This is a genomic window from Streptomyces sp. NPDC050528, assembly GCF_044457795.1.
In the GTDB taxonomy this organism is placed as follows: domain Bacteria; phylum Actinomycetota; class Actinomycetes; order Streptomycetales; family Streptomycetaceae; genus Streptomyces.
In genome coordinates this window covers 264,450-288,270 of sequence record NZ_JBITHH010000003.1, presented here as the reverse complement: position 1 = coordinate 288,270, position 23,821 = coordinate 264,450, and the positions used below count along the sequence as shown (strand labels likewise).

General features: G+C 70.9%; 23 protein-coding genes. 13 read left to right on the top strand and 10 right to left on the bottom strand.

The features are described from left to right. Nucleotides 1–63: 63 nt before the first annotated feature. Nucleotides 64–366: a DUF5133 domain-containing protein gene (locus ACIBK4_RS12745; protein WP_398994657.1), complete on the bottom strand. Its 303-nt coding sequence runs from the start codon at nt 364–366 to the stop codon at nt 64–66. A 300-nt stretch (nt 367–666) separates the two neighbouring features. Here ACIBK4_RS12745 and ACIBK4_RS12740 point away from each other — a divergent pair, with 300 nt between their 5' ends. Further along, the gene (locus ACIBK4_RS12740; protein WP_398994656.1) at nt 667–1,170 is read left to right on the top strand and encodes a pep a2; all 504 of its coding nucleotides are present in this window, start codon (nt 667–669) and stop codon (nt 1,168–1,170) included. After that, a complete protein-coding gene (glgX, locus tag ACIBK4_RS12735; RefSeq protein ID WP_398994655.1) occupies nt 1,167–3,332 on the top strand; it encodes a glycogen debranching protein GlgX in 2,166 nt (721 codons plus the stop codon). Before ACIBK4_RS12740 ends, glgX begins: the two co-directional genes overlap by 4 nt. Here glgX and ACIBK4_RS12730 read toward each other — a convergent pair. Next, entirely contained in the window at nt 3,310–4,113 is an 804-nt protein-coding gene (locus ACIBK4_RS12730) for a VOC family protein (protein WP_366430698.1), read from the bottom strand. The genes glgX and ACIBK4_RS12730 overlap by 23 nt on opposite strands. Before the next feature lie 143 nt (nt 4,114–4,256). Between ACIBK4_RS12730 and ACIBK4_RS12725 the strand changes: the two genes are divergently transcribed. The 4 genes from ACIBK4_RS12725 to ACIBK4_RS12710 all read left to right on the top strand — a co-directional run bounded on the left by ACIBK4_RS12725 (nt 4,257) and on the right by ACIBK4_RS12710 (nt 7,097). Continuing rightward, nucleotides 4,257–4,712 (top strand): MarR family winged helix-turn-helix transcriptional regulator, encoded by a 456-nt coding sequence (locus ACIBK4_RS12725; RefSeq protein WP_398994654.1) that lies wholly within the window; start codon nt 4,257–4,259, stop codon nt 4,710–4,712. Next, nucleotides 4,709–5,569, top strand: a complete 861-nt coding sequence (locus ACIBK4_RS12720) for an ABC transporter ATP-binding protein (protein WP_398994653.1) — start codon at nt 4,709–4,711, stop codon at nt 5,567–5,569. Before ACIBK4_RS12725 ends, ACIBK4_RS12720 begins: the two co-directional genes overlap by 4 nt. Beyond that, complete coding sequence (locus ACIBK4_RS12715) at nt 5,529–6,389, top strand: ABC transporter permease (RefSeq protein WP_398994652.1); 861 nt, start codon at nt 5,529–5,531, stop codon at nt 6,387–6,389. The genes ACIBK4_RS12720 and ACIBK4_RS12715 overlap by 41 nt, the downstream gene beginning before the upstream one ends. Before the next feature lie 189 nt (nt 6,390–6,578). Continuing rightward, nucleotides 6,579–7,097, top strand: a complete 519-nt coding sequence (locus ACIBK4_RS12710) for a hypothetical protein (protein WP_398994651.1) — start codon at nt 6,579–6,581, stop codon at nt 7,095–7,097. A 19-nt stretch (nt 7,098–7,116) separates the two neighbouring features. Here ACIBK4_RS12710 and hemC read toward each other — a convergent pair whose 3' ends face one another. From hemC to ACIBK4_RS12675, 7 genes are all read right to left on the bottom strand, one after another. After that, complete coding sequence (gene hemC, locus ACIBK4_RS12705; RefSeq protein WP_398994650.1) at nt 7,117–8,052, bottom strand: hydroxymethylbilane synthase; 936 nt, start codon at nt 8,050–8,052, stop codon at nt 7,117–7,119. Nucleotides 8,053–8,113: 61 nt separating this feature from the next. Continuing rightward, nucleotides 8,114–9,133, bottom strand: coding sequence for a questin oxidase family protein (locus tag ACIBK4_RS12700; protein ID WP_398994649.1), 1,020 nt, complete (start codon nt 9,131–9,133; stop codon nt 8,114–8,116). Between the two features lie 350 nt (nt 9,134–9,483). After that, the gene (locus ACIBK4_RS12695) at nt 9,484–11,046 is read right to left on the bottom strand and encodes an MGH1-like glycoside hydrolase domain-containing protein (RefSeq protein WP_398994648.1); all 1,563 of its coding nucleotides are present in this window, start codon (nt 11,044–11,046) and stop codon (nt 9,484–9,486) included. 77 nt (nt 11,047–11,123) lie between these two features. Next, complete coding sequence (locus ACIBK4_RS12690) at nt 11,124–11,900, bottom strand: NPP1 family protein (RefSeq protein ID WP_398994647.1); 777 nt, start codon at nt 11,898–11,900, stop codon at nt 11,124–11,126. A 137-nt stretch (nt 11,901–12,037) separates the two neighbouring features. Further along, nucleotides 12,038–12,997, bottom strand: coding sequence for an ATP-dependent DNA ligase (locus ACIBK4_RS12685; protein ID WP_398994646.1), 960 nt, complete (start codon nt 12,995–12,997; stop codon nt 12,038–12,040). 246 nt (nt 12,998–13,243) lie between these two features. Next, entirely contained in the window at nt 13,244–13,888 is a 645-nt protein-coding gene (locus ACIBK4_RS12680; protein WP_329556767.1) for a response regulator transcription factor, read from the bottom strand. A gap of 22 nt (nt 13,889–13,910) precedes the next feature. After that, nucleotides 13,911–15,071: a histidine kinase gene (locus ACIBK4_RS12675; RefSeq protein ID WP_398994645.1), complete on the bottom strand. Its 1,161-nt coding sequence runs from the start codon at nt 15,069–15,071 to the stop codon at nt 13,911–13,913. Nucleotides 15,072–15,525: 454 nt separating this feature from the next. On the opposite strand from ACIBK4_RS12675, the gene ACIBK4_RS12670 reads away from it, so the two are divergent. The 6 genes from ACIBK4_RS12670 (at nt 15,526) to ACIBK4_RS12645 (ending at nt 21,957) form a co-directional block, all read left to right on the top strand. Beyond that, nucleotides 15,526–16,248, top strand: coding sequence for a response regulator transcription factor (locus ACIBK4_RS12670; RefSeq protein WP_398994644.1), 723 nt, complete (start codon nt 15,526–15,528; stop codon nt 16,246–16,248). Nucleotides 16,249–16,608: 360 nt separating this feature from the next. Continuing rightward, complete coding sequence (locus ACIBK4_RS12665) at nt 16,609–17,850, top strand: cytochrome P450 (RefSeq protein ID WP_398994643.1); 1,242 nt, start codon at nt 16,609–16,611, stop codon at nt 17,848–17,850. Nucleotides 17,851–17,891: 41 nt separating this feature from the next. Beyond that, nucleotides 17,892–18,089 (top strand): ferredoxin, encoded by a 198-nt coding sequence (locus ACIBK4_RS12660; RefSeq protein WP_359603654.1) that lies wholly within the window; start codon nt 17,892–17,894, stop codon nt 18,087–18,089. Beyond that, on the top strand, nt 18,086–19,261 hold the full coding sequence (locus ACIBK4_RS12655) for an NAD(P)/FAD-dependent oxidoreductase (RefSeq protein ID WP_398994642.1): 1,176 nt from the start codon (nt 18,086–18,088) through the stop codon (nt 19,259–19,261). Before ACIBK4_RS12660 ends, ACIBK4_RS12655 begins: the two co-directional genes overlap by 4 nt. After that, nucleotides 19,242–20,081, top strand: coding sequence for an SDR family oxidoreductase (locus tag ACIBK4_RS12650; RefSeq protein ID WP_398994641.1), 840 nt, complete (start codon nt 19,242–19,244; stop codon nt 20,079–20,081). The genes ACIBK4_RS12655 and ACIBK4_RS12650 overlap by 20 nt, the downstream gene beginning before the upstream one ends. Nucleotides 20,082–20,175: 94 nt before the next feature. Further along, a complete protein-coding gene (locus ACIBK4_RS12645; protein WP_398994640.1) occupies nt 20,176–21,957 on the top strand; it encodes a flavin-containing monooxygenase in 1,782 nt (593 codons plus the stop codon). A 24-nt stretch (nt 21,958–21,981) separates the two neighbouring features. On the opposite strand, the gene ACIBK4_RS12640 is transcribed toward ACIBK4_RS12645, so the two are convergent. After that, nucleotides 21,982–22,878, bottom strand: a complete 897-nt coding sequence (locus ACIBK4_RS12640; RefSeq protein WP_398994639.1) for an EamA family transporter — start codon at nt 22,876–22,878, stop codon at nt 21,982–21,984. 68 nt (nt 22,879–22,946) lie between these two features. On the opposite strand from ACIBK4_RS12640, the gene ACIBK4_RS12635 reads away from it, so the two are divergent. Further along, nucleotides 22,947–23,801, top strand: a complete 855-nt coding sequence (locus ACIBK4_RS12635; protein ID WP_398994638.1) for a LysR family transcriptional regulator — start codon at nt 22,947–22,949, stop codon at nt 23,799–23,801. Nucleotides 23,802–23,821: the final 20 nt, after the last annotated feature.

The following is a 23,821-nucleotide window of genomic DNA, read 5'->3' as shown; positions in this document are numbered from 1 at the left end:
TCCGTCGTGCCGGAGGCCGGGCTGTTCGCCCGGCCGTGGGTGCGAGCTGCGCCGGAAGGGGGACTACCTTCCCGCCGGGGACCGCCGGTCGACGGCGACATGCGGCCCGCCGTGCACGACGGTCGTCGTACGGGGGCGGGCGTTCTGCTCCTGCTGGTACGTGCCCGGGGCGCCGCGCAGATAGCGCTCGGCGGACTGCGCGGCCTCGCGCGCGCAGCGTTCGCCCATCAGCACGCACAAGGTGTAGCCCGAGTCCTCGAAGGTGGCCCGTACCGTCCGGTCGCCCGGCGATGCGAGCATCACGCGTTCCCACGCCCGATAGCGCCGCAGTTGGCGGGCGACTTCGGCCTTGGCGGGTAGCAGCATGGCGCTGTTCACCTTTCGCCTCGGCGGACCGCGGTTCCCGACCGTCGGGTGGCGGCCGTACCCGGAGCGTCATGGCTCCGTCACGGCAGTCGAGGCTTTCACTCATGGTGCACAGGTGATGACCAAGCGTCTTGTTGGTTCTTCAACTACCTCACTCGTCGCTCGTGTTGCACGAATGGCCTAGCGCTCGCACAGTGGAGCTGACTCAGAAGCGATCAGTGCTCACGCTTCGTGTTCGGGGCCGGGCCCCGCAGGGGGCAGAGGCGGAGCGAGAGTTCCGCCGGTGAGGAGCCAACGAAGATGAAGACCGCAGTGCCGTGCTACTACCACCTCGATGTGGACGTCAGTCAGGAACGGGTCGGGCAGGTGAGGCGCATTCTCGCCGCCCATCTCCGGCTGTGGGACCTGGAGATCCTCGTGGAGCCCGTCTGTCGCGGCGCCGAGCTGTTGCTGCGGGCCATCGACGAACACGCCACGGACAAGCACACGTCCATAGAGCTGTGGTGGAACGGCCAGCACCTGATCACCGCCATCGGCGACAACGACCGCGATCTGCGCCCGGACCAGGACCTGCGCGCCTGCCTCGCCCGGATCGCCGCGATGAGCGACGGCTGGGGCTGCTGCGCCACCGACACCGGAAGCAAGGTCATCTGGTTCTCGCAGCGCGCCCGCAGCGGCGAACGCGTCCCGCGTGTCCCGAGGACGCCCGCGCCGCGCCTGCGGGAGATGCTCCAACTCCCGCGCGAGGTACCGGTCGCCCTGCCGACCCGCCCGCCGCACGGCGTCCTGGAGGACGCCAAGTGACCGCGCGCCCGTCCCGGAAAAGGGTGCCCGTCTGGAACGGGCACCCTTATCCATTGGGCGCCGCCCACGACGGGACGGGCACCAACTTCGCCCTGTTCAGCGAGGTCGCCGAACGCGTCGACCTCGTCCTCGTCGGCGACGACGGCCGCCACCGCGACATCCCGCTCACCGAGGCCGACGGCTTCGTCTGGCACTGCTATCTGCCGGGCGTCGGGCCGGGGCAGCGCTACGGCTACCGGGTGCACGGGCCATGGGCTCCGGCCCTCGGACACCGCTGCAATCCGGCGAAACTGCTCCTCGATCCGTACGCCACGGCGGTGGACGGACAGATCGACAACGACCCCTCGCTGTACGAGCGTTCGGCCGGCCCGGCACCCGGCGACAGCGCCGGACACGGCATGCTCGGCGTGGTCACCGACCCGGCCTTCGACTGGGGCGACGACCGCCCGCCCCGGCGCTCGTACGCCGACACGGTGATCTACGAGGCCCATGTGAAGGGGCTGACCCGCACCCACCCGGAGGTCCCCGAGGAACTCCGGGGGACGTACGCGGGACTCGCGCACCCGGCTGTCGTCGAGCATCTCGTCCAACTCGGGGTGACCGCCGTCGAGTTGATGCCGGTGCACCAGTTCGTGCAGGACGGCGTGCTCCAGGACCGCGGCCTGTCCAACTACTGGGGCTACAACACGATCGGCTTCTTCGCGCCGCACAACGCCTACGCCGCCCACCGCGAACGCGGGCGCCAGGTCACCGAGTTCAAGTCGATGGTCAAAGCGCTGCACGCGGCCGGCCTCGAAGTCATCCTCGACGTCGTCTACAACCACACCGCCGAGGGCAACGAGAAAGGCCCCACCCTCTCCTTCCGGGGCATCGACAACGCCTCCTACTACCGTCTGGTGGACGGCGATTGGGGCCACTACTACGACACGACCGGCACCGGGAACAGCCTGCTCATGCGGCACCCGTACGTCCTCCAGCTGATCATGGACTCGCTGCGCTACTGGGTCACCGAGATGCATGTCGACGGCTTCCGCTTCGACCTCGCGGCCACCCTGGCCCGGCAGTTCCACGAGGTGGACCGGCTGTCGGCGTTCTTCGACCTGATCCAGCAGGACCCGGTGATCAGCCGCGTCAAGCTGATCGCCGAGCCGTGGGACGTCGGCGAGGGCGGCTACCAGGTCGGCAACTTCCCGCCGCTGTGGTCGGAGTGGAACGGCAAGTACCGGGACGCCGTACGGGATTTCTGGCGCGGCGGCGAGCACACGCTCGGCGAGTTCGCGTCCCGGCTCACCGGGTCCTCGGACCTGTACCAGCACAGCCGTAGGCGGCCGCGTGCCAGCGTCAACTTCGTCACGGCGCACGACGGGTTCACCCTGCGCGACCTCGTCTCGTACAACGACAAGCACAACGAGGCCAACGGGGAAGGGAATCGGGACGGTGAGAGCACCAACCGGTCCTGGAACTGCGGGGCCGAGGGGGACACGGACGATCCCGCCGTGCTGGAGCTGCGTGCCCGGCAGCAGCGCAACTTCCTTGCCACGTTGCTCCTTTCGCAGGGCATCCCGATGCTGAGTCACGGCGACGAACTGGGGCGCAGCCAGCGCGGGAACAACAACGCCTACTGCCAGGACAACGAAGTCTCCTGGATCGACTGGGAGTTGAGCGACGAGCAGCGTGAACTCGCAGACTTCACGCGGTATGTGATCGGGCTGCGGGCCGCGCATCCGGTGCTGAGGAGGCGGCGGTTCTTCCGGGGCGAGACCGCCGTGCACGCGGGTCAGCCGCTGCCCGATCTGGTGTGGCTGTTGCCCGACGCGCGCGAGATGGCCGACCTGGACTGGCAGCGATCGGATGCGCATTGCGTGGGCGTGTTCCTCAACGGCGACGCCATCGCCGAACGCGATCCGCACGGCGGGCCCGTCGTTGACGACTCGTTCCTGCTCCTGCTGAACAGCTACTGGGAGCCCGTCGACTTCCGGCTGCCCGACGTCACCTACGGCGAGCGCTGGACGACCCTGATCGACACCGCCGAACCGCAGGGCGGCCCGGACGAGACGGAACACAAGGCCGGCACCGAGATGGCCGTAGAGGCGCGCAGTCTCGTGCTGTTGTCGCGGCCTGCCAGGGAGAACGGGCGGGTCAAGGGGCGTCGCGGGAGGTGACCGTGAAGCGGGCGCCGTCGGGGTCGCGCAGGACGGCCTCGGTGGTGTTCTCGCGCAGGACGCTGCCGCCGTGCGCCTCGGTGACCCGGGCGCAGGACCTGATGTCCGAGACCGCGAAGTGGACCTGCCAGTTGGGGCGGACCGTCGGGTCGGGGGCCGCCTCCAGGGCGCCCGACTCGATGCGGGCCACCACGTTCCCGCCGCTGCGCAGGACGACCTCTTCGCCCTCGTACCGCACGTCACAGCTCTGCGGGTCCGCCGAGGCCCAGTCGAGGACCTCGCCGTAGAAGATCGCCGCGTCGAAGGCGTCGCGGGTGCGCAGCCGGACGAAGGCGGGGGCCGAGCGGCGCCAGGTCTCCCAGCCGCGGACGAGGTCGCCCTCCCAGATGCCGAAGGTCGCGCCGTCCCGGTCGCCGAGCAGGGCCGCGCGGCCGGGCGGGAAGGAGAGCGGTCCCACGGCGACCGTGCCGCCGCGCTCCCGTACCCGGGCGGCGGCCACATCCGCGTCGGGCACGGCGAAGTACGGCGTCCACGCCACCGCGACCTGCCACATGGAGGCCACCGCGGCCAGACCGGCCACCGGGATGTCGTTCGCCGTGGCGATCCGGAACCGGTCGCCGAGGCTGGCCGAGCGCCACTTCCAGCCGAACACGGCCTCGTAGAAGTCCTCGGTCGACTCCACGTCGCGGCTCGTGAGACTCACCCAGCAGGGGGCGCCGAACACCGAACGTGTGGAGACGGCGTCCGGCTCACCGGGGGACGTATTCCTGTCGTGGTTCATGGCAGTCGCGTTCCGATCTCGTGGACCGGCGGCCACCGGTCACCTCCCAGTGTCCAACCGGAAGCGGTACCACTGCCTCCCGAGCCCGGGTCTTGACCATCCTTTTGGGTTAGTTACCTCTGCTAAAGAGGTAATCTCCGAGAGTGGAGACGGAGAACTTCCCGGAAGAGCTGGCCGACGCGCTCGTCGGGGTCCAGCGGCTGATCCGCAGGCGACTGCGGAGCGAGATGACCATGCCGCGGCTGCGCGGTGCCGAGGTGGAGTTGCTGCGCCTGGTCGAGGTCCGGCCCGGCATCGGCATCTCGGAGGCGGCCAAGGAGCTGTTCCTGGCGAGCAACTCGGTGTCGACGCTCGTCAACCAGCTCGCCCGGGACGGCTTCCTGATCCGCGAGACCGACCCCGCCGACCGGCGTGCCGCCCGCCTCCAGCTCACCGAGACGGCCAAGACCCGGCTCAGCGACTGGCACGAACGGCGCGCGGCGCTTGTCCGCGGCCAGGTGGACCGTCTCGACCAGAAGGACCGGGACGCGCTGCGCGCGGCGATCCCGGCCCTGCACGCACTGGCCGTCAATCTGCACGAGGAGGCCGAGGACTCATGACGCCGGACACCGCCAACGAGCGGTCCGCAGCGGTCAGTTGCACCCGGCTCGCCTATTCCTTCGGCGAGACCACCGCGGTGGACGGGCTCGACCTGTCCGTGGGGGAGGGCGAGGTCTTCGGCCTGCTCGGCCCCAACGGCGCCGGGAAGACCACGGCGATCCGCTGTATCACCACCCTCCTGCCGGTCCCGGCCGGCATGGTCCACGTCTTCGGCCACGACACGGCCAAGGAACAGATGTCGGTGCGCCGCATGCTCGGCTACGTCCCGCAGCAGCTGTCCGCCGACAGCGGGCTCACCGGACGCGAGAACGTCGCTCTCTTCGCCCGCGTCTTCGACGTCCCGCGCAAGGAGCGCGCCGCACGTGTCGCCCAGGCGCTCCGCGCGGTCGACCTCACCGACGCCGCCGACCGGCTCGCCAACACCTACTCCGGCGGCATGGTCCGCCGCCTGGAACTCGCGCAGGCCCTGGTCAGCGCGCCCCGCCTGCTCATCCTCGACGAGCCCACGATCGGCCTCGACCCGATCGCGCGCACCAGCGTGTGGGAGCACATCAACGCCGTGCGCGAGGCCACCGGCATGACCGTCCTGGTCACCACGCACTACATGGACGAGGCCGACCAGTACTGCGACCGCGTCGGCCTGATGCACCGCGGCCGCATCCGCGCCCTGGGCACCCCGGAGCAGCTCCGCGAGGGCCTCGGCGAACGCCGGCGTGCCGACGGAGCGCCCGCCACCGATCCGCTGCCCACCCTCGAAGACGTCTTCCGGGACATCGCCGGCAGCGGTCTCGAAGACCAGTCAGGAGGTTTCCGCGATGTCCGAAGCACCCGCCGCACCGCGAACCGCGTCGGCTGACCCCGCCGCCGAGAACGACCTGAACCTTCTCCTGACCCCGCCCCAACCCCGGGCCGGATGGCGCCTGTTGCCCGCCCGTGTCATCGCGATGTGCGCGGTCGAACTCCAGAAACTCCGCCACGACCGCACCGAGTTGTACACCCGCGCCGTCCAACCGGCCCTGTGGCTCCTGATCTTCGGCCAGACCTTCACCCGCATCAAGGCGATCCCCACCGGCGGCATCCCGTACATCGACTACCTGGCCCCGGGCATCATCGCCCAGTCCGCGATGTTCATCGCCATCTTCTACGGCATCCAGATCATCTGGGAGCGCGACGCGGGCATCCTCAACAAGCTCCTCGTCACCCCCACCCCGCGCTCGGCACTGATCACCGGCAAGGCTTTCGCGGCCGGGGTGAAGTCGCTGATCCAGGCCGTCGTCGTGGTCGTCATCGCCGCGATCCTCGGGGTCGCGCTGACCTGGAACCCGCTGAAGCTGATCGGCGTCGGGGCGATCGTCATCCTCGGCTCGGCCTTCTTCTCGTGCCTGTCGATGACCATCGCCGGCATCGTGCTCAGCAGGGACCGGCTGATGGGTTTCGGCCAGGCGATCACCATGCCGCTGTTCTTCGGTTCCAACGCCCTCTACCCGGTGGCGATCATGCCGGGTTGGCTGCAGGCGGTGAGCAAGGTGAACCCGCTGAGCTACGAAGTGGACGCCCTGCGCGGGCTGCTGCTCGGCACCCCGTCCCATGTGGGCACCGACTTCGCCGTGTTGCTGGTGGCCGCCGCACTGGGCATCGCCGCCGCTTCCTCCCTGCTCGGACGGCTCGCCCGCTGATCTTGGACGGGACGTGATGTGCGGCACGCTCCCGACCGGGATTCGATGGCCGGAAAGCGGATTCTCGCTGCGCACGGCTTGATCAGTGATCAAGCGGGCGAAAACGCTGGCCACAGCGCATTCTGCTCATTTGACAGTGCGCTGAGCACACAGATAGGAAGCAGCTCTCTGAGGTCGAGAGGGTGCACTGTGTACGAGCCCAACGTGGTCGGGGACTGGCAGGAGTACGACGAACATGCCGGTCTGCGTGTCCGCGTCCACAGCCTGGCCGCCGCCGAGCCGCCACGCGGACGCGACGACGCGGCCGAAGGGCTGACCTACTTCACGCTCCGTGTCACCGTCGAGAACCGCGGCGCGCGGCACTACGGCATCCACCTGGAGGACGGCCAGATCGACGTCAGGGTCGGCCCGGACGGCGAGAGCGCCTTCATCGACTGGCGCAGCTCGCAGTTCATCGAGGGCTTCGACGTCTATCCGCTGCGCCGCGCCACCGCCGTCGTGTACGCGGCCGGTCCCGAGGCCTCCCTGAAGCAGGTGGACGTACAGGTCCAGCTGCGGGTGGAGGATGAGTGGACCGAACGGCGCCTGTGGGCGGGCGGCATCGGTCTGTGCGAGGCGGCCGTCGCCGCCGGTGGTGCGGGGCGGGACGGCCTGGCCCACCAGGTGAGCAACTTCCTCCGGGACCAGGCGGAGCCGGGTACTCCCTGAGCCTCCCGGCCCTGAGCCGTCAGTGCGGGATGCCGTCGATGATCTCCCGGGCACCCTGCCGCAGCAGTGCCACCGCCACGGACGTGCCCAGCGTCGCCGGATCGAGGCGGCCCGCCCACTCGTGGGCGTTGAGCCGGGTCTTGCCGTCCGGGGTGAACACACAGGCGCGCAGCGACAGTTCACCGCTCCGGTCCACCTGCGCGTACCCGGAGATCGGGCTGTTGCAGTGCCCCTGGAGGACGTGCAGGAACATGCGCTCCGCGGTCGCCTCGCGATGCGTCTCCGGGTGACCGAGCCCGCTGACGGTGTCGATGACCTCGGTGTCGCCCTCGCGGCACTGCAGGGCGAGGATGCCCGCGCCGATCGGCGGCATCATCACCTCGGGGGAGAGCACCTCGCTGATCACGTCACGCCGGTCGATGCGCTCCAGGCCGGACATCGCGACCAGCAGCGCGTCGGCCTCACCCGCCGCGAGCTTCTCCAGCCGCCGGTTGACGTTGCCGCGGAATGGCACGCACTCCAACTCGGGGTGCGTGGCCGCGAGTTGGGCGACCCGCCGGACCGACGAGGTGCCGATCCGGGTGCCCGGCGGCAACTCGTCGAGGGTCAGCCCGCCCGGGTGGACCAAGGCGTCACGGATGTCGTCCCGCTTCAGGAACGCGGCGAACGTCGTACCGGCCGGCAGCGGACGGTCGGCGGGCACGTCCTTCACACAGTGCACCGCGAGATCCGCCTCACCGGCGAGCAGCGCGGCGTCCACCTCCTTGGTGAACGCCCCCTTGCCCTCGACCAGGGACAGATCGCCCATCCACTTGTCACCGGTCGTCTTGACCGGCACGACCTCGGTGCGCACCTGCGGATGAAGAACGGCCAACTCGGCGCGCACACGCTCCACTTGGGCCAGCGCCATGGGCGAGTCGCGGGAGACGATACGGATCAGTTCGGGCACGGACATGCGGACACGATAGACCGTCCGGCACATCGCCGTTGCCAGACGGGTGCACCTGGCAACAGCTTCAGGCCCGGCCCCACGCAAGGGGCTCACTGATCTCCACGGCCCGCAGAGCGGCGGCGAGAGCCCGCTCGTCCCCGACATCCAGGGCGGTGTCCGTCAACTTGATCACGTGCTCGTCCCCATGGGCCAGGGCCCGCTCCATCACCTCTTCGGCCGTAACCCGTGAGGGCGGAACACAGGCGATCGCCTCCCTCGGGGCGTACATCGCGGTGACGGCGGCCGACGCGGTCCACGCCGCGTGCAGACTGGGCGCCCAGAGCTCGCGGGGAAGCGCGTCCAGGGCGCGCAGCACGGCGTTGGGCGCCGTCGCCGAGTGCACCAGCATGGTCGGCTCGCCGTGCCCGTGAGTGGCGTAGCGATGCACGGCCGCACGCACCAACTCGACGAGCCGCTCCCGAGCCACGTCCGGATCACTCACCTCGCCCGCCCAGACGGGCAGTTGACGTACGGCGTCCAGCCGCGCCCGGAACCCGACCACTCCGCCGACGATCGGCGGCACGTCATCGAGGGCACCGGCGGCGGTGCCCCCGGCGGCCGACTCCGCGATCCCCGACACGGGTTGATGCCGGGCCGCCCAATACCCCAGCCCGTGGGCGAGTTCGACAAGCCGAGGCTCGTTCTCCTCCACACCGAGGGCCCGTACGGCATGCCCGACGCGGATGACCGGGTGAGTGGCGCCCGCGGCGATCCCGGGCAACAGTCGCGGCCACCACACGGCGAGCACATCCCGCCAGGGCCGCTCGGCGAGAGCCCGGGAGAAGTACTCGATCCAGTCGGCGGCCCGACGCGAATCCCCCAGCGCGGCAGACCAGTTGGCGTCCGTGACCGGAGCCACCGGACCAGGAAAGTCCTCCAACTTGTCCCGATAGAGATCAAGCCAACGATGAACGGCCCCCGCCTGCCCCCGCGCGGCCAGCACCTCGGCGACCATCGGCGCGTGATTACTGAGCCACCCCTCACGCTCGGGCCCGGTGGAGTGCAGTCGCCCGAATGCGTCTTCCAACGTTCCGCTCGTGTCCATACCCGGCACGCTAGGCGCCGGGGCCACCACCACAGATCGGTCCGGAGGAGGAAGAGACGCCCACCTCCGGACCTACGCCTGCGGACCCAGGCGGCCCGGGTGAAGCGGGCCGCGCATCGGCAACGCCCTGGTCCATAAGGGGCGCGGGGCTGTGCCGATATGCGGCTCCGCCGCGTGGGCGCGACGAGCTACGAGGGTGCGGCATACGTTTGAGGACCGTGGCGGCCCGGGCGCGGCCCCGAAGGGGCGCGGGGAACTGCGCGACCAGCCCCCACGGCGCGGCAGCCGAATGACGACCCATCGAGCCCCCGCGGCGGAGCCGCACAGCACACCCCCAACGACCCGAGCACTCACTCCGCCAGCACGACAGAGATCACGCGCCGCCCCCGCCCCTCGGCCGCCACGACCGGTTCCCCCGAGACTCCGTCGACCGTGCACGACTGCACCCGACTCCCGCCCCCGCTCAACGTCACGTCCAGCGTCATCCCCCGATACGGCAGCCCCCGCAGACTCACCGCCCCCCAATGCGCCGGCAGGCACGGCCGCAGCCGTAGCGAGTCGTCCGTGAACGTCAGGCCGAACAGGCCGTCGTGGATCAGCCGGAGATACGCCGTCGCCGACCAGGTCTGGTCCGGCTGGGACACGAAGTGGTCGGCGTGCCCGCTCGCGCCGCCCTGCCAGCCGCCGTCGACCGCGCCGGTCACGGAGTTGTACAGCTCGTAGAAGCCGCCGCTCGCAGTGGTGAGGCCGGCGAGCGTGTCGACGGCGAGGGCGAACGGCTCGGGGCGGCCCGCGTCGGCGGCGGCCTGGCCGTAAAGCCCGTGGACCATCGGCCAGACCATCACGTTGTGCCGACCCGGGCGCCGGTCGTCGAAGCGCGGGAAGTGCGGCCAGACGTTGACGATGCCGTACGGCTGCCAGTGCGTGGAGTCGAGGATCCGGCCGGCGCGTTGAGGGTCGGCGACGCCGAGGAGGATCGCGAGGGCCAGTCCCGCGCCCTCCTGGGAGGTGTCGACGTGTCCGGCGTGGGTGCCCTCACCGTGTACGAGGTAGGCGTACGTGCCGGCGTCCGCGCGCCACAGGTGCTTGTCGATCGCCGTGCGCAGATGCTCCGCGTCCGAGCGGAACGACGCGGCCTGTACGGGGTGGCCGAGGGCCTCCGACATGGCGGCGAGGGCGAGGTGGGCGCCGTAGTAGAGGGAGTTGGTCGACAGGCACATCAGTTTGTCGGCGTGCGGGTGGTCCAGGACGAAGGACGAGTGGACGGACTTCGAGGCGGGCGGGCTGGGGTAGCCGGAGATGCCGTCGTTCATGAAGCCCGGGCCCTCGAAGAGGCCGAAGGACGGGTTGAAGTGCTGGGCGCGGCGGGCCGCGAGGGTGTGTGCGGACGTGTCGTAGGCCCGGGTGAGGAAGTCCCGGTCGCCGGTGACCAGGTAGTGGTGGTGCGCGGCCAGGACCCACACGATCTGGTCCCACCACTGGTTGTCCTGCTGGACCACGAGGCCGTCCCGCGCGCGGTCGACCACGGACCACAGGGTGTTGCGGCCGACGTCCGGCGCCAGCAGGCTGACCCCGCTCCACGCGTTGACCGCCGCGTCCCGGGTCCAGCGCTGCGGCGCGGGATAGCCGCCGCCCGCCCGCACGACGGTGCCGGGCGGGTAGCTGAGCAGGCCCGCCCTGTCGTACACCGAGCGGTCGGCGCCGATGGTGTTGGCGCCGGAGACGGATCTGAGCGCGGAGGCGTAGACGGTGCCGAGGCGGTGGTGGACGGCCTGGTCGTCGAAGGCGAGGGTGGGCATGGTGTACCCGTTCCCGGGGTCGGGGCCCTGTGCACCCGCCGGGATCGCCGTCGCTCCGGCGATGCCCAGCGCGATCAGGAGAGCCCGCCGCGAGATCCCGCGTTCAGCTGCCACGTTCCGTCCTCTCGGGCTCCCGGGGTCGAGGTGACTCCGGGAACCCTGAGAACGATGGTGCCCCCTGAAGGGTTCAGTCAGGCAGCGGGGTCGAACGTGATTCCGGAGGGCTTCGCCGAGGTGAGGTGGGCCACGAAGTTCGCGTCCTTGAGCCCGAAGTTGGCGCTGCCGAAGTCGTATGCGCTCAACTTGTCGCGCAGGCCCGCCGGGTAGCCGTTCCAGCCGACGAGCGGCGGGTACTGCCAGGTGTGCTTGTCGTTCTCCGGCGGCTCGTCGTTCGTGTTCGCGAGCCGGAAGTCGTGCGTGCCGATGCCGTCCTTGTGGTAGACGATCTTGGCGTGCGTGCCGTCGAAGCGGACGTCGGACGCCGCGTGCACGGTGAACGAACCGTGGTTGGACGTCGACACGTACTGGATCGTGCCGTTCTGCACCCACACCACGACGTGTTCCCAGTCGTTGCGGTGCCCGCCGATGCTGGAGTTGGCGACGGCCTGGTCCTTCTCGAAGTAGAGGCCGTACATGTAGGCGCACCAGCCGTTGTTGCACTTGTAGCGCGAGTAGCTGTTGGTGTTGTCGAGGTCCGACGCGTCGTGGCACTCGCCGCTGAGCGAACCCGTCGGGTTCAGCCCGCCGTTGATGGTTCCGTCGGGGCCGATCGCGGGCGTCGGGTAGCAGCCGTCCGTGTCGTAGTCGAAGGCGGGCAGATACGTCTGCTCGGCGGCTTCGGCGTTCGCCGGCAGGGCCGTGGGCGGGGCGGCGAAGGCAACGCTGGGGAAGGCGACGACCAGGGCGGCGGCACCGCCGAGACCGGCGAGCCACCTGCCACGGCGGATTCGGGACTTCTGGGACGACACTGCGTCCTCCTCCTGGGTGCAGCCCAACGGCTATGGGGGGAAAGGGCTTTCATAGTCCCGACTTTCCATGTACGCGCCAAGAGGGAAGGGTGTCACTCCGGTAACGACCCGCCCAATACTTGATCTACGCAACTTCCTTAACTCCCCGGCGTCTCCTCCGGCAGGTCCGCCGCCGACTCCTCCGGTGCGAGGCCGGGACGCAGCCGCAGCCAGGACGGCTGGCGCAGCATCCCGGCCCGCGTGCGGGTGCTGTACCGCACCTCGCCGACCAGCCGGGGCACCACCCAGCGCGCGCCGGCCACCGGCGGTACGGGATCGAAGGGGCACGCGTCCGTCCCGGCCGACCGCAGCAGGATGGCGAGTTCGGCGCGCTCGGCCTCGCTCCAGCCGGTGCCGACATTGCCGACGTACGCCAGGCGGCCGGCCGCGCGCTGCCCCACGAGCACCGCGCCGGGCAGACCCGTCAGGCGCCCCTTGCCCGGCACCCAGCCGCCGACCAACACGTCCTCGCTCCGCAGGTTGCGGATCTTGATCCAGGCGCGGGAGCGCACCCCGGGTTCGTACACCGAGTCCAGCCGCTTGCAGACCAGTCCCTCCAGCCCGTGCTCACGGGTGGCGCGCAGCGCCTCGGCGCCATGTCCGGTGAGGGCGACGGGAGTTGACCAATGCGGGCCGTCCAGACCGAGCTGCTCCAGCGCGGCGCGTCGGCGGGCGTAGGGGAGTGCGAGGAGCGGCTGTCCGAGGTGCGGGATGTCGAACAGCACGAGATGGACGGGGGTTTCGGCGGCCCGGCGAGCCACCAGCGCCGGCGACCCGGCCAGACCCATCCGCCCCTGCAACAACTGGAAGTCGGCGCGCCCCTGTTCGTCCAGGGCCAGCACCTCGCCGTCCAGGATCGCCGGGGTGGTGCCCAACTCACCGCCCAGGGACAGCAGTTCGGGGTAGGCGCCGGTGATGTCCTCACCGGAGCGGGCACGGAGCAGGACGCTGCCGTCGCCGGGGAGGTACACGAGTACGCGCTGGCCGTCCTGCTTGGTCTCGTAGGCCCACTGGGTGTCCTGCGCGGCGGGCGGGAGGGTGCCCGGGGTGGCCAGCATGGGAGGGACGCGGGGGAGGGAGGGCGGTGGCGGGGTCACGGCACAGGTGTCGACGGGCCGGCCCGGTGGCACGCGTGTTTCGGGGCGGGTTCGCCTGAACGGGGGTGGTCCGCACGCGCCGTCGGTGTCCCGTGCGCGGAGACAAGAGGGCGTCAGTACGTGCTGCCGGTATCCCGTGCGCGGAGCAAGGGGCCGTCAGCCCGCGCTGCCGGTCGTGTCACCCCTCGCCACGACCGGCGGCCCGCGTCACACGTTCTGCAGATACGCCAGCACGGCCAGCACCCGTCGGTGTCCGCTGTCGCTCGGCGGCAGGCTCAGCTTCAGGAAGACGTTGCCGATGTGCTTGCTGACGGCGCGTTCCGTGACGACCAGGGTCTTGGCGATCGTCGTGTTGTCGTGGCCCTCCGCCATCAGCTTCAGCACCTCGCGCTCACGCGGGGTCAGCGAGTCCAGCGGTGAGTTGCGGCGCCGGGTCAGCAGCTCGGTGACCACCTCGGGGTCGAGCGCCGTACCGCCGGCCGCCACCCGGTCCAGCGCGTCCAGGAACTCGTCGACCCGGCCGATCCGGTCCTTGAGGAGATAGCCGACCCCGCTCGCGCCGACGCCCAACAGCTCGGCGGCGTACGACTCCTCGACATACTGGGACAGCACCAGCACCGGCAGCCCGGGGATCCGCTCCCGCGCCTCCAGCGCGGCCCGGAGCCCCTCGTCGCGGAAGCCGGGCGGCATCCGGACGTCGAGCACGGCCACGTCCGGCCGGTGTTCGAGCAGCGCGGGCAGCACCTCGGGCCCGCTCCCGGCGACGGCCACGACCTCGTGCCCCGCCGAGGTCAGCAACAGGACCAGGCCCTCCCTGAGCAGGGCGTTGTCCTCGGCGATCACGACTCTCACGTCAGTTCCGCCTCTACCACGTTCACCAGACGCACGGCAGCTCCACTTCGATCACGGTAGGCCCCCCGACGGGGCTGGTCACAGTCACACTGCCGTCGAGCGCGGCGACCCGGCGCTGCATACCCAGCAGCCCCGAACCCCCCGCCTCGTCGGCCCCGCCCCGCCCCTCGTCGCGCACCCGGACGCGCAGTCCGGTGCGGGCACGGGCGAGATGGACGTCGGCGCGGTCGGCGCCGCTGTACTTGGCCGCGTTGGTCAGCGACTCGGCGATCACGAAGTACGCGGCCGCCTCCACCGCCGCCGGGGCGCGCGGCCCGTCGTGGCCGTCGGTCAGCCCGTCCACGGTCACGGTGACGGCGAGCGCGCTGCCGGCGGCGAGCGCGCGCACCGCGCCGACCAGGCCTCGGTCGGTGAGGATCGGCGGATGGATGGCACGCACCACGTGCCGCAGATCCGTCAGCGCCTCCTCGGCCAGCGTCTGCGCGTCGTCGAGCATCTTGCGCGCCGCCTCCGGGTCGCGGTCGTAGGCCCGCTTGGCGAGCCCGATCCGCATGGAGAGCGAGACCAGCCTCGCCTGGGTGCCGTCGTGCAGATCGCGTTCGATGCGGCGCAGTTCGGCCCCGTGCGCGGCGATCGCGCCCGCCCGGGTCTGCACCAACTCCTCGACCCGTACGGCCAGTTGGGCCTTCGGTGAGGGCTTCAGGAGGGCGGTGGACCAGTGCGCGTCGAGATCCGCGAGCCGGCTGATGAGCGGCAGGACGACGGCCCGGCGGCGCAGCAGCCCGCACCACACTCCGTCGACGACCAGCCCCAGCGGCCACAACGGCAGCATCAGGACGGGCAGCGTGCCGTAGGCGTAGTAGGCGACCATCCAGCGGAAGTCGGTCAGGGTGCCCGGGTCGCGGACCGCCGTGCGCACCCGCTCGCGCACGGTGCCGGTGAGCGGCTGGTACGCCTCGGGGACCTTCAGGCCCGTCCACGCGCCCGCCTGCTGCCGCTTGGCCCCCGCGATCCGCCGTATCAGCAGCACCGTCTCGGGCAGCATGAACGCGCCGACCACCGCGGCCGTGGCGATCGCGGTGATCAGGAGCACGGTGACGAAGATGTACGACCCGAAGGCCATCGCGGCGGAAACGACCAGGTGGAGTGTGGCCCTGGCCGCCTGCCGCAGGGTAGCGCGCATGGAGATCAGGTTAGGCGCAGCGGCCTTGCCGAGGGGGAGCGGACCACCGGGCACGCGGGTGGCCGGGTTTACCGCCGGTTTCGGGGATCGCTTCCTCGTGTCGTCGGACGGACGACGGAATCGTCGAGGCACCACGTCGGCCAAGGTCCATGTCCTGTCGGTCCGGAGGGAAGGCGGGGCGGTTTCGTCCGCGGACCCGGCGCCGATCCGGGGGAGTGGCGGCGACCGGGTCCGGGACGGCGCCGAACCCCGTCCCCACGGGTTCGGCGCGGGGGCCGCCTTCCGCTCAAGGTGGCCCCGGCTCTGGTGAACGAGGGGTCAGCCGCGTTCCTGCCTGCTGTCGGCCCCCTTACGGCGACCTTACTTGAGTTAGGCAACCATATGGACTTACTTGAGTCAAGCAATCGAATGGATATTGCTTGAGTCAGGCAAGCAGGGCGGTAAGGTGGCGCGCATGTCCACGTACGACAGCATCAGTGAGACACGATCACTCGCCCGCGGTGGCGGGCAGCATCTGCTCGTCGCCGTGGACGAGCCGGACAACGCCGAACTCCTGTCCACGACACTGGAGTTGGCGGGCTACCGGATCAGGATCGCCGGCAGCGGCACCGAGGTGGTGTCGCGGCTCGCGGAGCAGCGGTTCGAACTGGTCGTCATCGACGCCGAGTTGCCCGAGATGGCCGCCCTCGCGCAGGGCCGCCGACTCGTCACGCACCGCCCGCCCGTCCTCCTGCTCACCGCCTGGGACGCCCTCGACAAACTGCTCCCCGAACTGGGCGCGGGGGAGCGGGACTACGTCACCAAGCCCTTCCGGATCGCCGAAGTCCTCGCCCGCATCCAGGTGTTACTGCGTGGCAGGGGCGGCGGCCGGGACGGCGCGCTGCACTACGCCGACCTCGTCCTGGACGACACCACCTGTCAGGCGCGGCGCGGCCGGCGCACCCTCGACCTCACGCCCGCGGAGTACCGGCTGCTGCGCCATCTCCTCGTCAACGCGCACAAGGTGCTGTCCAAGGAGCAGATCAGTCGGTACGTCTGGGGCGACTTCCGCGGCGACAACGCGATGGAGCAGCTCGTCTCCCGCCTCCGGCGCAAGGTCGACCAGGAGGGCGCGGCGCTCATCCATACGCGCCGGGGCTTCGGCTACTGGCTCGGGCGGGCGGCCGACGAGCGGTGAGCGCCCCGCCGGGGGAATTGCACGGGATACGCGGAGCAAATATGGATACCCGGTGAAGCGGGGGTGTCGGGCGGTGTCACGGTGACGTGGTGCCGCCCGTTTTCTGTTGCGCTTGTGCGTCGGTGGCGTCACGTCCCGGTTGATCAACTCGCTTGTCATTCACCTGAGTTGACCTTCCCTGACATCTCTGTCCGGTTCATGGCAACAGTGCCGCAATGTGATCTGGGTCACGTCAGGTTGTTGTCAGGAAACTGACCGGAAGGAGTCAGTCCACTCTGTTTGCATGTGCTCATCGAGGCCTCGATCCCAGTATCCCGGCGCTCCGCCCTCACGCGGAGTCCCCCACCACCGAGGAGAGACATGGCCGACACCCTGACCGACACCGCGCCCGACGCGGCAGCGGCTGTCCCCGAATACCCGATGCAGCGGGACGCCCGCTGCCCCCTCGCCCCGCCGCCCGCCGTGCACGAACTGCGCGACGGGAAACCGATCAGCAGGGTCCGCATCTGGAACGGCACGACGCCCTGGCTCATCAGCCGCCACGCCGACCAGCGCACCCTGCTCACCGACCCCCGCGTCAGCGACGACGACCTGGAACCCGGCTTCCCCTACGTCAACGCGCACCGCGCCGAGATCGCCCCGCACACCCCGCGGATGATCACCAACACCGACGCGCCCGAGCACACCCGGCTGCGCCGGACGGTCAACGCGCCGTTCGTCGTCAAGCGCATCGAGGCCATGCGGGCCCCCATCCAGAAGATCGTCGACGAGCTGATCGACGACATGCTGGCCGGCTCCAACCCGGCGGACCTGCTCACCGCGCTCGCGCTGCCCGTCCCCTCGCTGGTCATCGCCGAACTGCTCGGCGTGCCGTACGAGGACCACGACTTCTTCCAGCGCAACAGCAGCATCGCGCTCGACAGCGCCGCGTCGCCGGAGGAGGCGCGGGCGGCGAGCGGTGCGCTGGCCGCCTATCTGGACAAGCTCATCGGGCTCAGGCTGGAGCACCCGGCCGAGGGCGTGCTGTCCGAGATGGCCGGGCGCGTCAACAACAGTGAGATGACCCGCACCGAGGCCGTCCACATGGGCGTCGCCATGCTCATCGCCGGGCACGAGACCACCGCCACGATGATCAGCCTCGGCACGCTCGCCCTGCTCCAGCACCCCGACCAGCTCGCCCTGGTGCGCGACACGGACGACCCGAAGGTCATCGCGGGCGCGGTCGACGAACTGCTCCGCTACTTGACCATCGTGCAGACCGGCGTCCGCCGCGTCGCCAAGGAGGACATCGAGATCGGCGGCGTCACCATCCGTGCCGGCGAGGGCATGATCTTCGACCTGCACGCCGCGAACTGGGACCCCGAGGCCTTCCCCGAGGCCGACCGCCTGGACATCGGCAGGGCCGCCCGCCAGCACCAGGCCTTCGGCTACGGCCCTCACCAGTGCCTCGGCCAGAACCTCGCCCGCCTCGAACTCCAGGTCGTCTACGGCACCCTCTACCGCCGCATCCCGACCCTCCGACTGGCCGCCCCCATCGAGCAGTTGGCCTTCGACCGCACCGGCACCACCTACGGCGTGGCCTGTCTGCCCGTCGCCTGGTGACCACCCCCCCCACGAACGAACAGAGAGCAAAGGAAACAGCCATGAAGGTCGAACTCGACGAACCGAAATGCGTCGCCTCCGGTCAGTGCGTGGTCGCGGCCCCCGACGTCTTCGACCAGCGTGACGACGACGGGGTGGCGATCCTCCTGGAGGAGCACCCCGGCGCCGAACTCGTCGACGACGTACGGGAAGCCGTGGCGGTCTGCCCGGCCGCGGCCATCCGACTGGTGGAGCAGTGAACCGAATTGTCGTCGTCGGAGCCTCGGCCGCCGGACTCGCGGCGGCCGAGACCCTCCGCCGCGAGGGCTACACCGGCACGATCACCCTCGTCGGCGACGAACCGCACGCACCGTACGACCGGCCGCCGCTGTCCAAGCAGGTCCTCGCCGCCGAGTGGGAACCGGACCGGATCGCCCTGCGCACCCCGGCCGACCTCACCGCGCACGACCTCGACCTGCGCCTCGGTGTCGCCGCGACCGCGCTCGATCTCGCCGCGCAGGAGGTGTGGCTCTCCGACGGCGCGCAGGTGTCGTACGACGGGCTGATCATCGCCACCGGGGTACGCCCCCGGCGGCTGCCGGGCGAGGGCGCGCACGTCCTGCGCACCCTCGACGACGCGCTCACCCTGCGCGAACGGCTCGGTCCCGAACGGAAGTTGGTGGTGGTCGGCGCCGGTTTCCTCGGCGCGGAGGCCGCTGCCGTGGCCCGGCGCCTGGGCGCCCACGTCACCCTGCTGGAACCGGCCCCCGTGCCCATGGCACACGCCATCGGCGCACAGGTCGGACGGCTGCTGGCCCAGGCCCACGTGGACCACGGCGTCGACCTGCGGACCGGCATCTCCGTCACCGAGGTGACCGACGAGGGCGTACGACTCGGCTCCGGCGAGGAGATCGAGGCCGACGAGGTGCTCGTCGCGATCGGCTCGCTGCCCAACACCGAGTGGCTCGCCGACAGCGGACTGTCCATCGGTGACGGCGTGGTGTGCGACGAGTACTGCGAGGCCGCCAAGAACGTGTACGCGGCCGGTGACGTCGCCCGCTGGTACAACCCGCTCTTCGAGACGTCGATGCGGATCGAGCACCGCACCAACGCCGCCGAGCAGGGCATGGCCGCCGCCCGCAACCTCCTCAACTCCGAGGCGCGGAAGGCGTTTTCACCCGTGCCGTACTTCTGGTCCGACCAGTACGACATGAAGATCCAGGCCTACGGCTATCTGCGCGGCCACGACGAAGTCGCCGTGGTGGAGGGGGACTTGAGCGAGCGGCGGTTCGTGGCCGCCTATCGCACCGGCGACCGGCTCACCGGCGCCCTCGCGGTCGGCATGCCGCCCAAGGCGATCCGCGGCTGGCGCCAGTCCGTCGCGGCCGGAGCGAGTTGGCAGGAGGCCATCCATGACACAACGACCGTCTGAGGAACCCCGCGAGGTCGTCGTGGTCACCGGCGCCGGAGGCATGGGGACGGCGATCGCACGCCGCCTCGGCAGCGGCCGCACCCTGTTCCTCGCCGACGCCTCACGCGGCCAACTCGACCGCACCGTGGCCGCGTTGAACGCCGAGGGCTACGCGGCGCACGGCGTCCTCACCGACATCTCCGACCGTGCGGCCGTCGACAGGCTCGCCCGCACGGCGGCCGGTGAGGGCCGGGTGATCGCCGTGGCGCACACGGCCGGGGTCTCCGCCTCGATCGCGTCCGCGCAGACGATCCTGGAGGTCGACCTGCTGGGCACGGTCCATGTGATCGACGCCTTCGAGACGGTCGCCGGACGCGGCACCGCACTCGTCGCCGTCTCCAGCATGGCCGGGCACTACGCCTCGCTCGACCCCGAGGACGAAGCCGCCCTGGCCACGCTTCCGGCGGAGGAACTCCTCTCCCTGCCCGTCGTGAAGGCCGTGGGCGACGACTCGCTGCGCGCCTACATGGTCGCCAAGCGCGCCAACCACGTGCGCGTGGAGGCCGCAGCGCTCGCCTGGAACCTGCGCGGCGCCCGCATCAACTCCGTGAGCCCCGGCGTCATTTCGACCGCGATGTCGAAGGCGGAGGCCGAGTCGCCGCACGGCGGGCACATGCTCAAGATGCTCGACGACTGCGGAGCGGGACGCACCGGCACACCCGGCGAGATCGCCGACGCGGTGGCCTTCCTCACCGGCCCGCAGGCCCAGTTCATCACCGGCACCGACCTGCTCGTCGACGGCGGGCAGGCCGCCTGGGTCCGCCGGCACATGCGGCACTGACCGTCCCGCCCCGGACGCCGGTCACCCCACGGACACCGGCGTCCGGCGTTGTCGTACCGCATCGCATCCCTCGCCCACCGCAGAGAGGACCAGCATGTCCGTCACCCCCCACACCGACCTCGGCTTCGATCCGGAGGAACTGCGCGCCAAGTACCGGGCCGAGCGCGACCGCCGGATCCGACCGGACGGAAGTGCCCAATACCGGGGCGCCACCGGCGAGTTCGGCTATTACGCGGACGACCCCTACGCCGACGCCGGCATCACCGGCGCCCCGCTCACCGATCGCGTCGAGGTCGTGATCGTCGGCGGCGGCTTCGGCGGTCTGCTCGCCGCCGCACGGCTGCGCCAGGCCGGCGTCCAGGGCATCCGGGTGATCGAGAAGGGCGGGGATTTCGGGGGCACTTGGTACTGGAACCGCTATCCCGGCATCCACTGCGACATCGAGTCGTACATCTACATGCCGTTACTCGAAGAGGTCGGCTACGTCCCCCAATGGAAGTACGCGCCGGGGGAGGAGATCCGGCAGCACGCGCGGGCCATCGGGCGCCACTTCGACCTCTACCGGGACGCCTGCTTCCAGACCCAGGTCACCGAACTCACCTGGGACGAGCACGAGTTGGAGTGGCTCGTCGCCACCGACCGGGGCGACCGCATCAGGGCCCGCTACGTCGTCGTCGCCCTCGGCACGCTCAGCCGCCCCAAGCTGCCCGGCATCCCCGGGATGGAGACCTTCCGCGGCCACACCTTCCACACCAGCCGCTGGGACTACGGCTACACCGGCGGCGACGCGAACGGCGGCCTGACCGGCCTCGCCGACAAGCGCGTCGGACTCATCGGCACCGGCGCCACCGCGATCCAGGTCGTGCCCCATCTCGGGCGCGACGCCCAGCAGTTGTACGTGTTCCAGCGCACCCCGTCCTCCGTCGACGTCCGCGGCAACCGGCCCACCGATCCGGAATTCGCCCGGACGCTCAGCCCCGGCTGGCAGCGGCGTCGTAGGGACAACTTCCTCGCTCACGTGGCCGGTGGCGGGGCGGCCGAGGACCTGGTCGACGACGGCTGGACCACAAGTGCCGCTCTGCTGCGGACCTTTCTTCCGGGCAGCGGCGGCGCGGACGCGGCGAACACCGCCGAGGTCGCCGACTTCCGGAAGATGAACGAGCTGCGAGCCCGGGTGGACGCGCTCGTCTCGGACCCGGCGACCGCCGAGGCGCTCAAGCCCTGGTACCGGTACATGTGCAAGAGGCCCACGTTCAGCGACAGTTACCTCCAGACCTTCAACCGGCCCAACGTCACGCTCGTCGACACGGCCGACCAGGGAGGCGTCGAGAAGGTCACCGAGAACGCCGTCGTGGTGGGCGGAGTGGCGCACGAGGTGGACTGCCTGATCTTCGCCACCGGGTTCGACCTCAGCGTCGGGTCCGCCGCGCGGATGGGCATCGACATCCGGGGCCGGGGCGGCGTCTCCCTCGCGGAGCACTGGGCGGACGGGCCGAGGACGCTGCACGGGGTGACCGTGCACGGCTTCCCGAACCTGTTCCAGTTCGGCTCGGTCCAGAGCGCCTCCGCCGTGAACATGGTCCACATCCTCGACGAACGCGCCACACATGTCGCCGGGGTCGTCACCGAGGCCCGCAAGCGCCAGGCGCGGTATGTCGAGCCGACCGCCGAGGCGGAGACCGCGTGGATCGCCACGATCCGCGAAAAGGCCCTGGACACCTACGCCTTCCTCGCCGAGTGCACGCCCGGGTACTACAACAACGAGGGCAAGCCGTCCGAGCGCAGCGAGTCCTACGGCGGCGGTCCCATCGCGTTCCACGCGCTGCTCAGGGAGTGGCGGGAGGGCAGCGGCATGGGTGACGTCCTCGCCGAGTGAGGTGACGGCGGAGGGGCGGGAGTCTCAGTCCCGCGCAGTGAGAATGCTCAGCGCGTTCGCGGCCACGACGGCACCGATGCCCGCCCACTCCGCCCAGCCCAGCCGCTGCCCGAGGCCGATCCACCCCACCACGGCCGCAAGCACCGGATTGACGCTCATGAACAGCCCGAACGCCGGAGCCGGCACCCGGCGCAGCGTGAACAGATCGGCCAGATACGGCACCGCCGACGACAGCACCCCGGCCGCCACCGCACACACGGCCGCCGTGAGGGTCGGCGGATGCCGGACCGCGACGACGATCCCGACCGGCAGGAACATCAGCGCGGACACCCCGGCCGCCGTCGCCGATCCCTGCGCTCCGGGGATACGGCGGCCGACGGTCCGGTTGAGCAGGATGTACGACGCCCAGCACACGGCCGCCAGCAGCCCGAGGCCCATGCCCAGATAGTCGGCCGAGGGGCGCGGCCGCATCAGCGTCACCACGCCCGCCACCGCGATCAGCGCACAACAGGCGTCCACACGGCGCCGCGTCGCGGCCAGCGCGATGGACAGCGGGCCCAGGAACTCCAGCGTCACCGCCAGACCGAGGCCGACGCGGTCGATCGCCGTGTACAGGGACAGGTTCATCGTCCCGAACACCACGGCCAGCAGGAGCACCGGCCACCACTGCCGCCAGACGAACTCCCGCAACCGGGGCCTGCCCACGGCGAACAGGACGACCGCGGCGACGTACTGGCGCACCGCGACGACCCCCACGGGCCCGATGACCGGGAAGGCGAGCGAGCCGATCGCGGCGCCGATCTGGTTCGACAGCCCGCTGCCGGCCATGGTGGCCACCCCGGCCAGGCCCACGCGGGACGGCTGCGGGGTGCCATGTGACGTGGTGGGCAAGGGAGTTGTCGCTGAGGAGGCTCCAGGCATGCTCCGATCGTGCGCCTGATCCGCACTTGCGCAAAATGCAAGAGCGGGACGATCTATACGCTGGAGTCATGGATCTGGAGCTGCGACAGCTGCGGTGCCTCGTCGCGATCGTCGACGAGGGCACCTTCACCGACGCCGCCGCCACCCTCGGCGTCTCCCAGGCGGCCGTCTCCCGCACCCTCGCCTCGCTCGAACGCGCCCTGGGTGTACGGCTGTTGAGGCGCACCTCGCGCGCGGTGACCCCGACCGGCACCGGAGTGCGGGTCCTCGCGCACGCCCGGCGGGTGCTTGCCGAGGTCGACGACCTGGTCCGGGACGCCACCTCGGGCCACGTCCATCTGCGCATCGGCTATGCCTGGTCGGCGCTCGGCCGGCACACGCTGCCCTTCCAGCGCCGCTGGGGCCGGGCGCACCCGGAGACCGACCTGCACCTGGTCCGCGTCAACTCGGCGACCGCGGGACTCGCGGAGGGCGCCTGCGAACTCGCCGTGGTCCGGCGGCCGTTGGACGACCGGCGGTTCGAGTCGGCCATCGTCGGGCTGGAGCGACGGTTGTGCGCGATGGCCTCCGACGACCCCCTCGCCCGGCGCCGCTCGGTCCGGCTGGCCGATCTCGCGGGGCGCACCCTCCTCGTCGACCGCCGTACCGGCACCACGACCGCCGACCTGTGGCCGCCCGACTCCCGCCCGGCCACCGAGGACACCCACGACGTGGACGACTGGCTCACGGTGATCGCCACCGGCCGCGGTGTCGGGATGACCGCGGAGGCGACCGCCAACCAGTACCCGAGGCCCGGTGTCGTCTACCGGCCGGTGCGCGACGGCGAGCCCATCGCCGTACGGCTCGCCTGGTGGAAGGACGACCCGCACCCCGCCGCCCAGGCCGTGCTGGAACTGCTCAGCGCGCTCTACCGCGAGCCCTGAGTCACCCGGGTGGCCCACGG

What these genes read in the sequence shown, in the direction of transcription:
- ACIBK4_RS12685 (WP_398994646.1), bottom strand. Translation starts at nt 12,997, where the DNA reads ATGCTGGCCACCCCGGGCACCCTCCCGCCCGCCGCGCAGGACACCCAG.
- ACIBK4_RS12715 (WP_398994652.1), top strand. Translation starts at nt 5,529, where the DNA reads ATGTCCGAAGCACCCGCCGCACCGCGAACCGCGTCGGCTGACCCCGCC.
- ACIBK4_RS12700 (WP_398994649.1), bottom strand. Translation starts at nt 9,133, where the DNA reads ATGGACACGAGCGGAACGTTGGAAGACGCATTCGGGCGACTGCACTCC.
- ACIBK4_RS12720 (WP_398994653.1), top strand. Translation starts at nt 4,709, where the DNA reads ATGACGCCGGACACCGCCAACGAGCGGTCCGCAGCGGTCAGTTGCACC.
- ACIBK4_RS12640 (WP_398994639.1), bottom strand. Translation starts at nt 22,878, where the DNA reads ATGCCTGGAGCCTCCTCAGCGACAACTCCCTTGCCCACCACGTCACAT.
- ACIBK4_RS12645 (WP_398994640.1), top strand. Translation starts at nt 20,176, where the DNA reads ATGTCCGTCACCCCCCACACCGACCTCGGCTTCGATCCGGAGGAACTG.
- ACIBK4_RS12665 (WP_398994643.1), top strand. Translation starts at nt 16,609, where the DNA reads ATGGCCGACACCCTGACCGACACCGCGCCCGACGCGGCAGCGGCTGTC.
- ACIBK4_RS12670 (WP_398994644.1), top strand. Translation starts at nt 15,526, where the DNA reads ATGTCCACGTACGACAGCATCAGTGAGACACGATCACTCGCCCGCGGT.
- ACIBK4_RS12730 (WP_366430698.1), bottom strand. Translation starts at nt 4,113, where the DNA reads ATGAACCACGACAGGAATACGTCCCCCGGTGAGCCGGACGCCGTCTCC.
- ACIBK4_RS12740 (WP_398994656.1), top strand. Translation starts at nt 667, where the DNA reads ATGAAGACCGCAGTGCCGTGCTACTACCACCTCGATGTGGACGTCAGT.
- ACIBK4_RS12650 (WP_398994641.1), top strand. Translation starts at nt 19,242, where the DNA reads ATGACACAACGACCGTCTGAGGAACCCCGCGAGGTCGTCGTGGTCACC.
- ACIBK4_RS12675 (WP_398994645.1), bottom strand. Translation starts at nt 15,071, where the DNA reads ATGCGCGCTACCCTGCGGCAGGCGGCCAGGGCCACACTCCACCTGGTC.
- ACIBK4_RS12745 (WP_398994657.1), bottom strand. Translation starts at nt 366, where the DNA reads ATGCTGCTACCCGCCAAGGCCGAAGTCGCCCGCCAACTGCGGCGCTAT.
- ACIBK4_RS12660 (WP_359603654.1), top strand. Translation starts at nt 17,892, where the DNA reads ATGAAGGTCGAACTCGACGAACCGAAATGCGTCGCCTCCGGTCAGTGC.
- ACIBK4_RS12635 (WP_398994638.1), top strand. Translation starts at nt 22,947, where the DNA reads ATGGATCTGGAGCTGCGACAGCTGCGGTGCCTCGTCGCGATCGTCGAC.
- hemC (WP_398994650.1), bottom strand. Translation starts at nt 8,052, where the DNA reads ATGTCCGTGCCCGAACTGATCCGTATCGTCTCCCGCGACTCGCCCATG.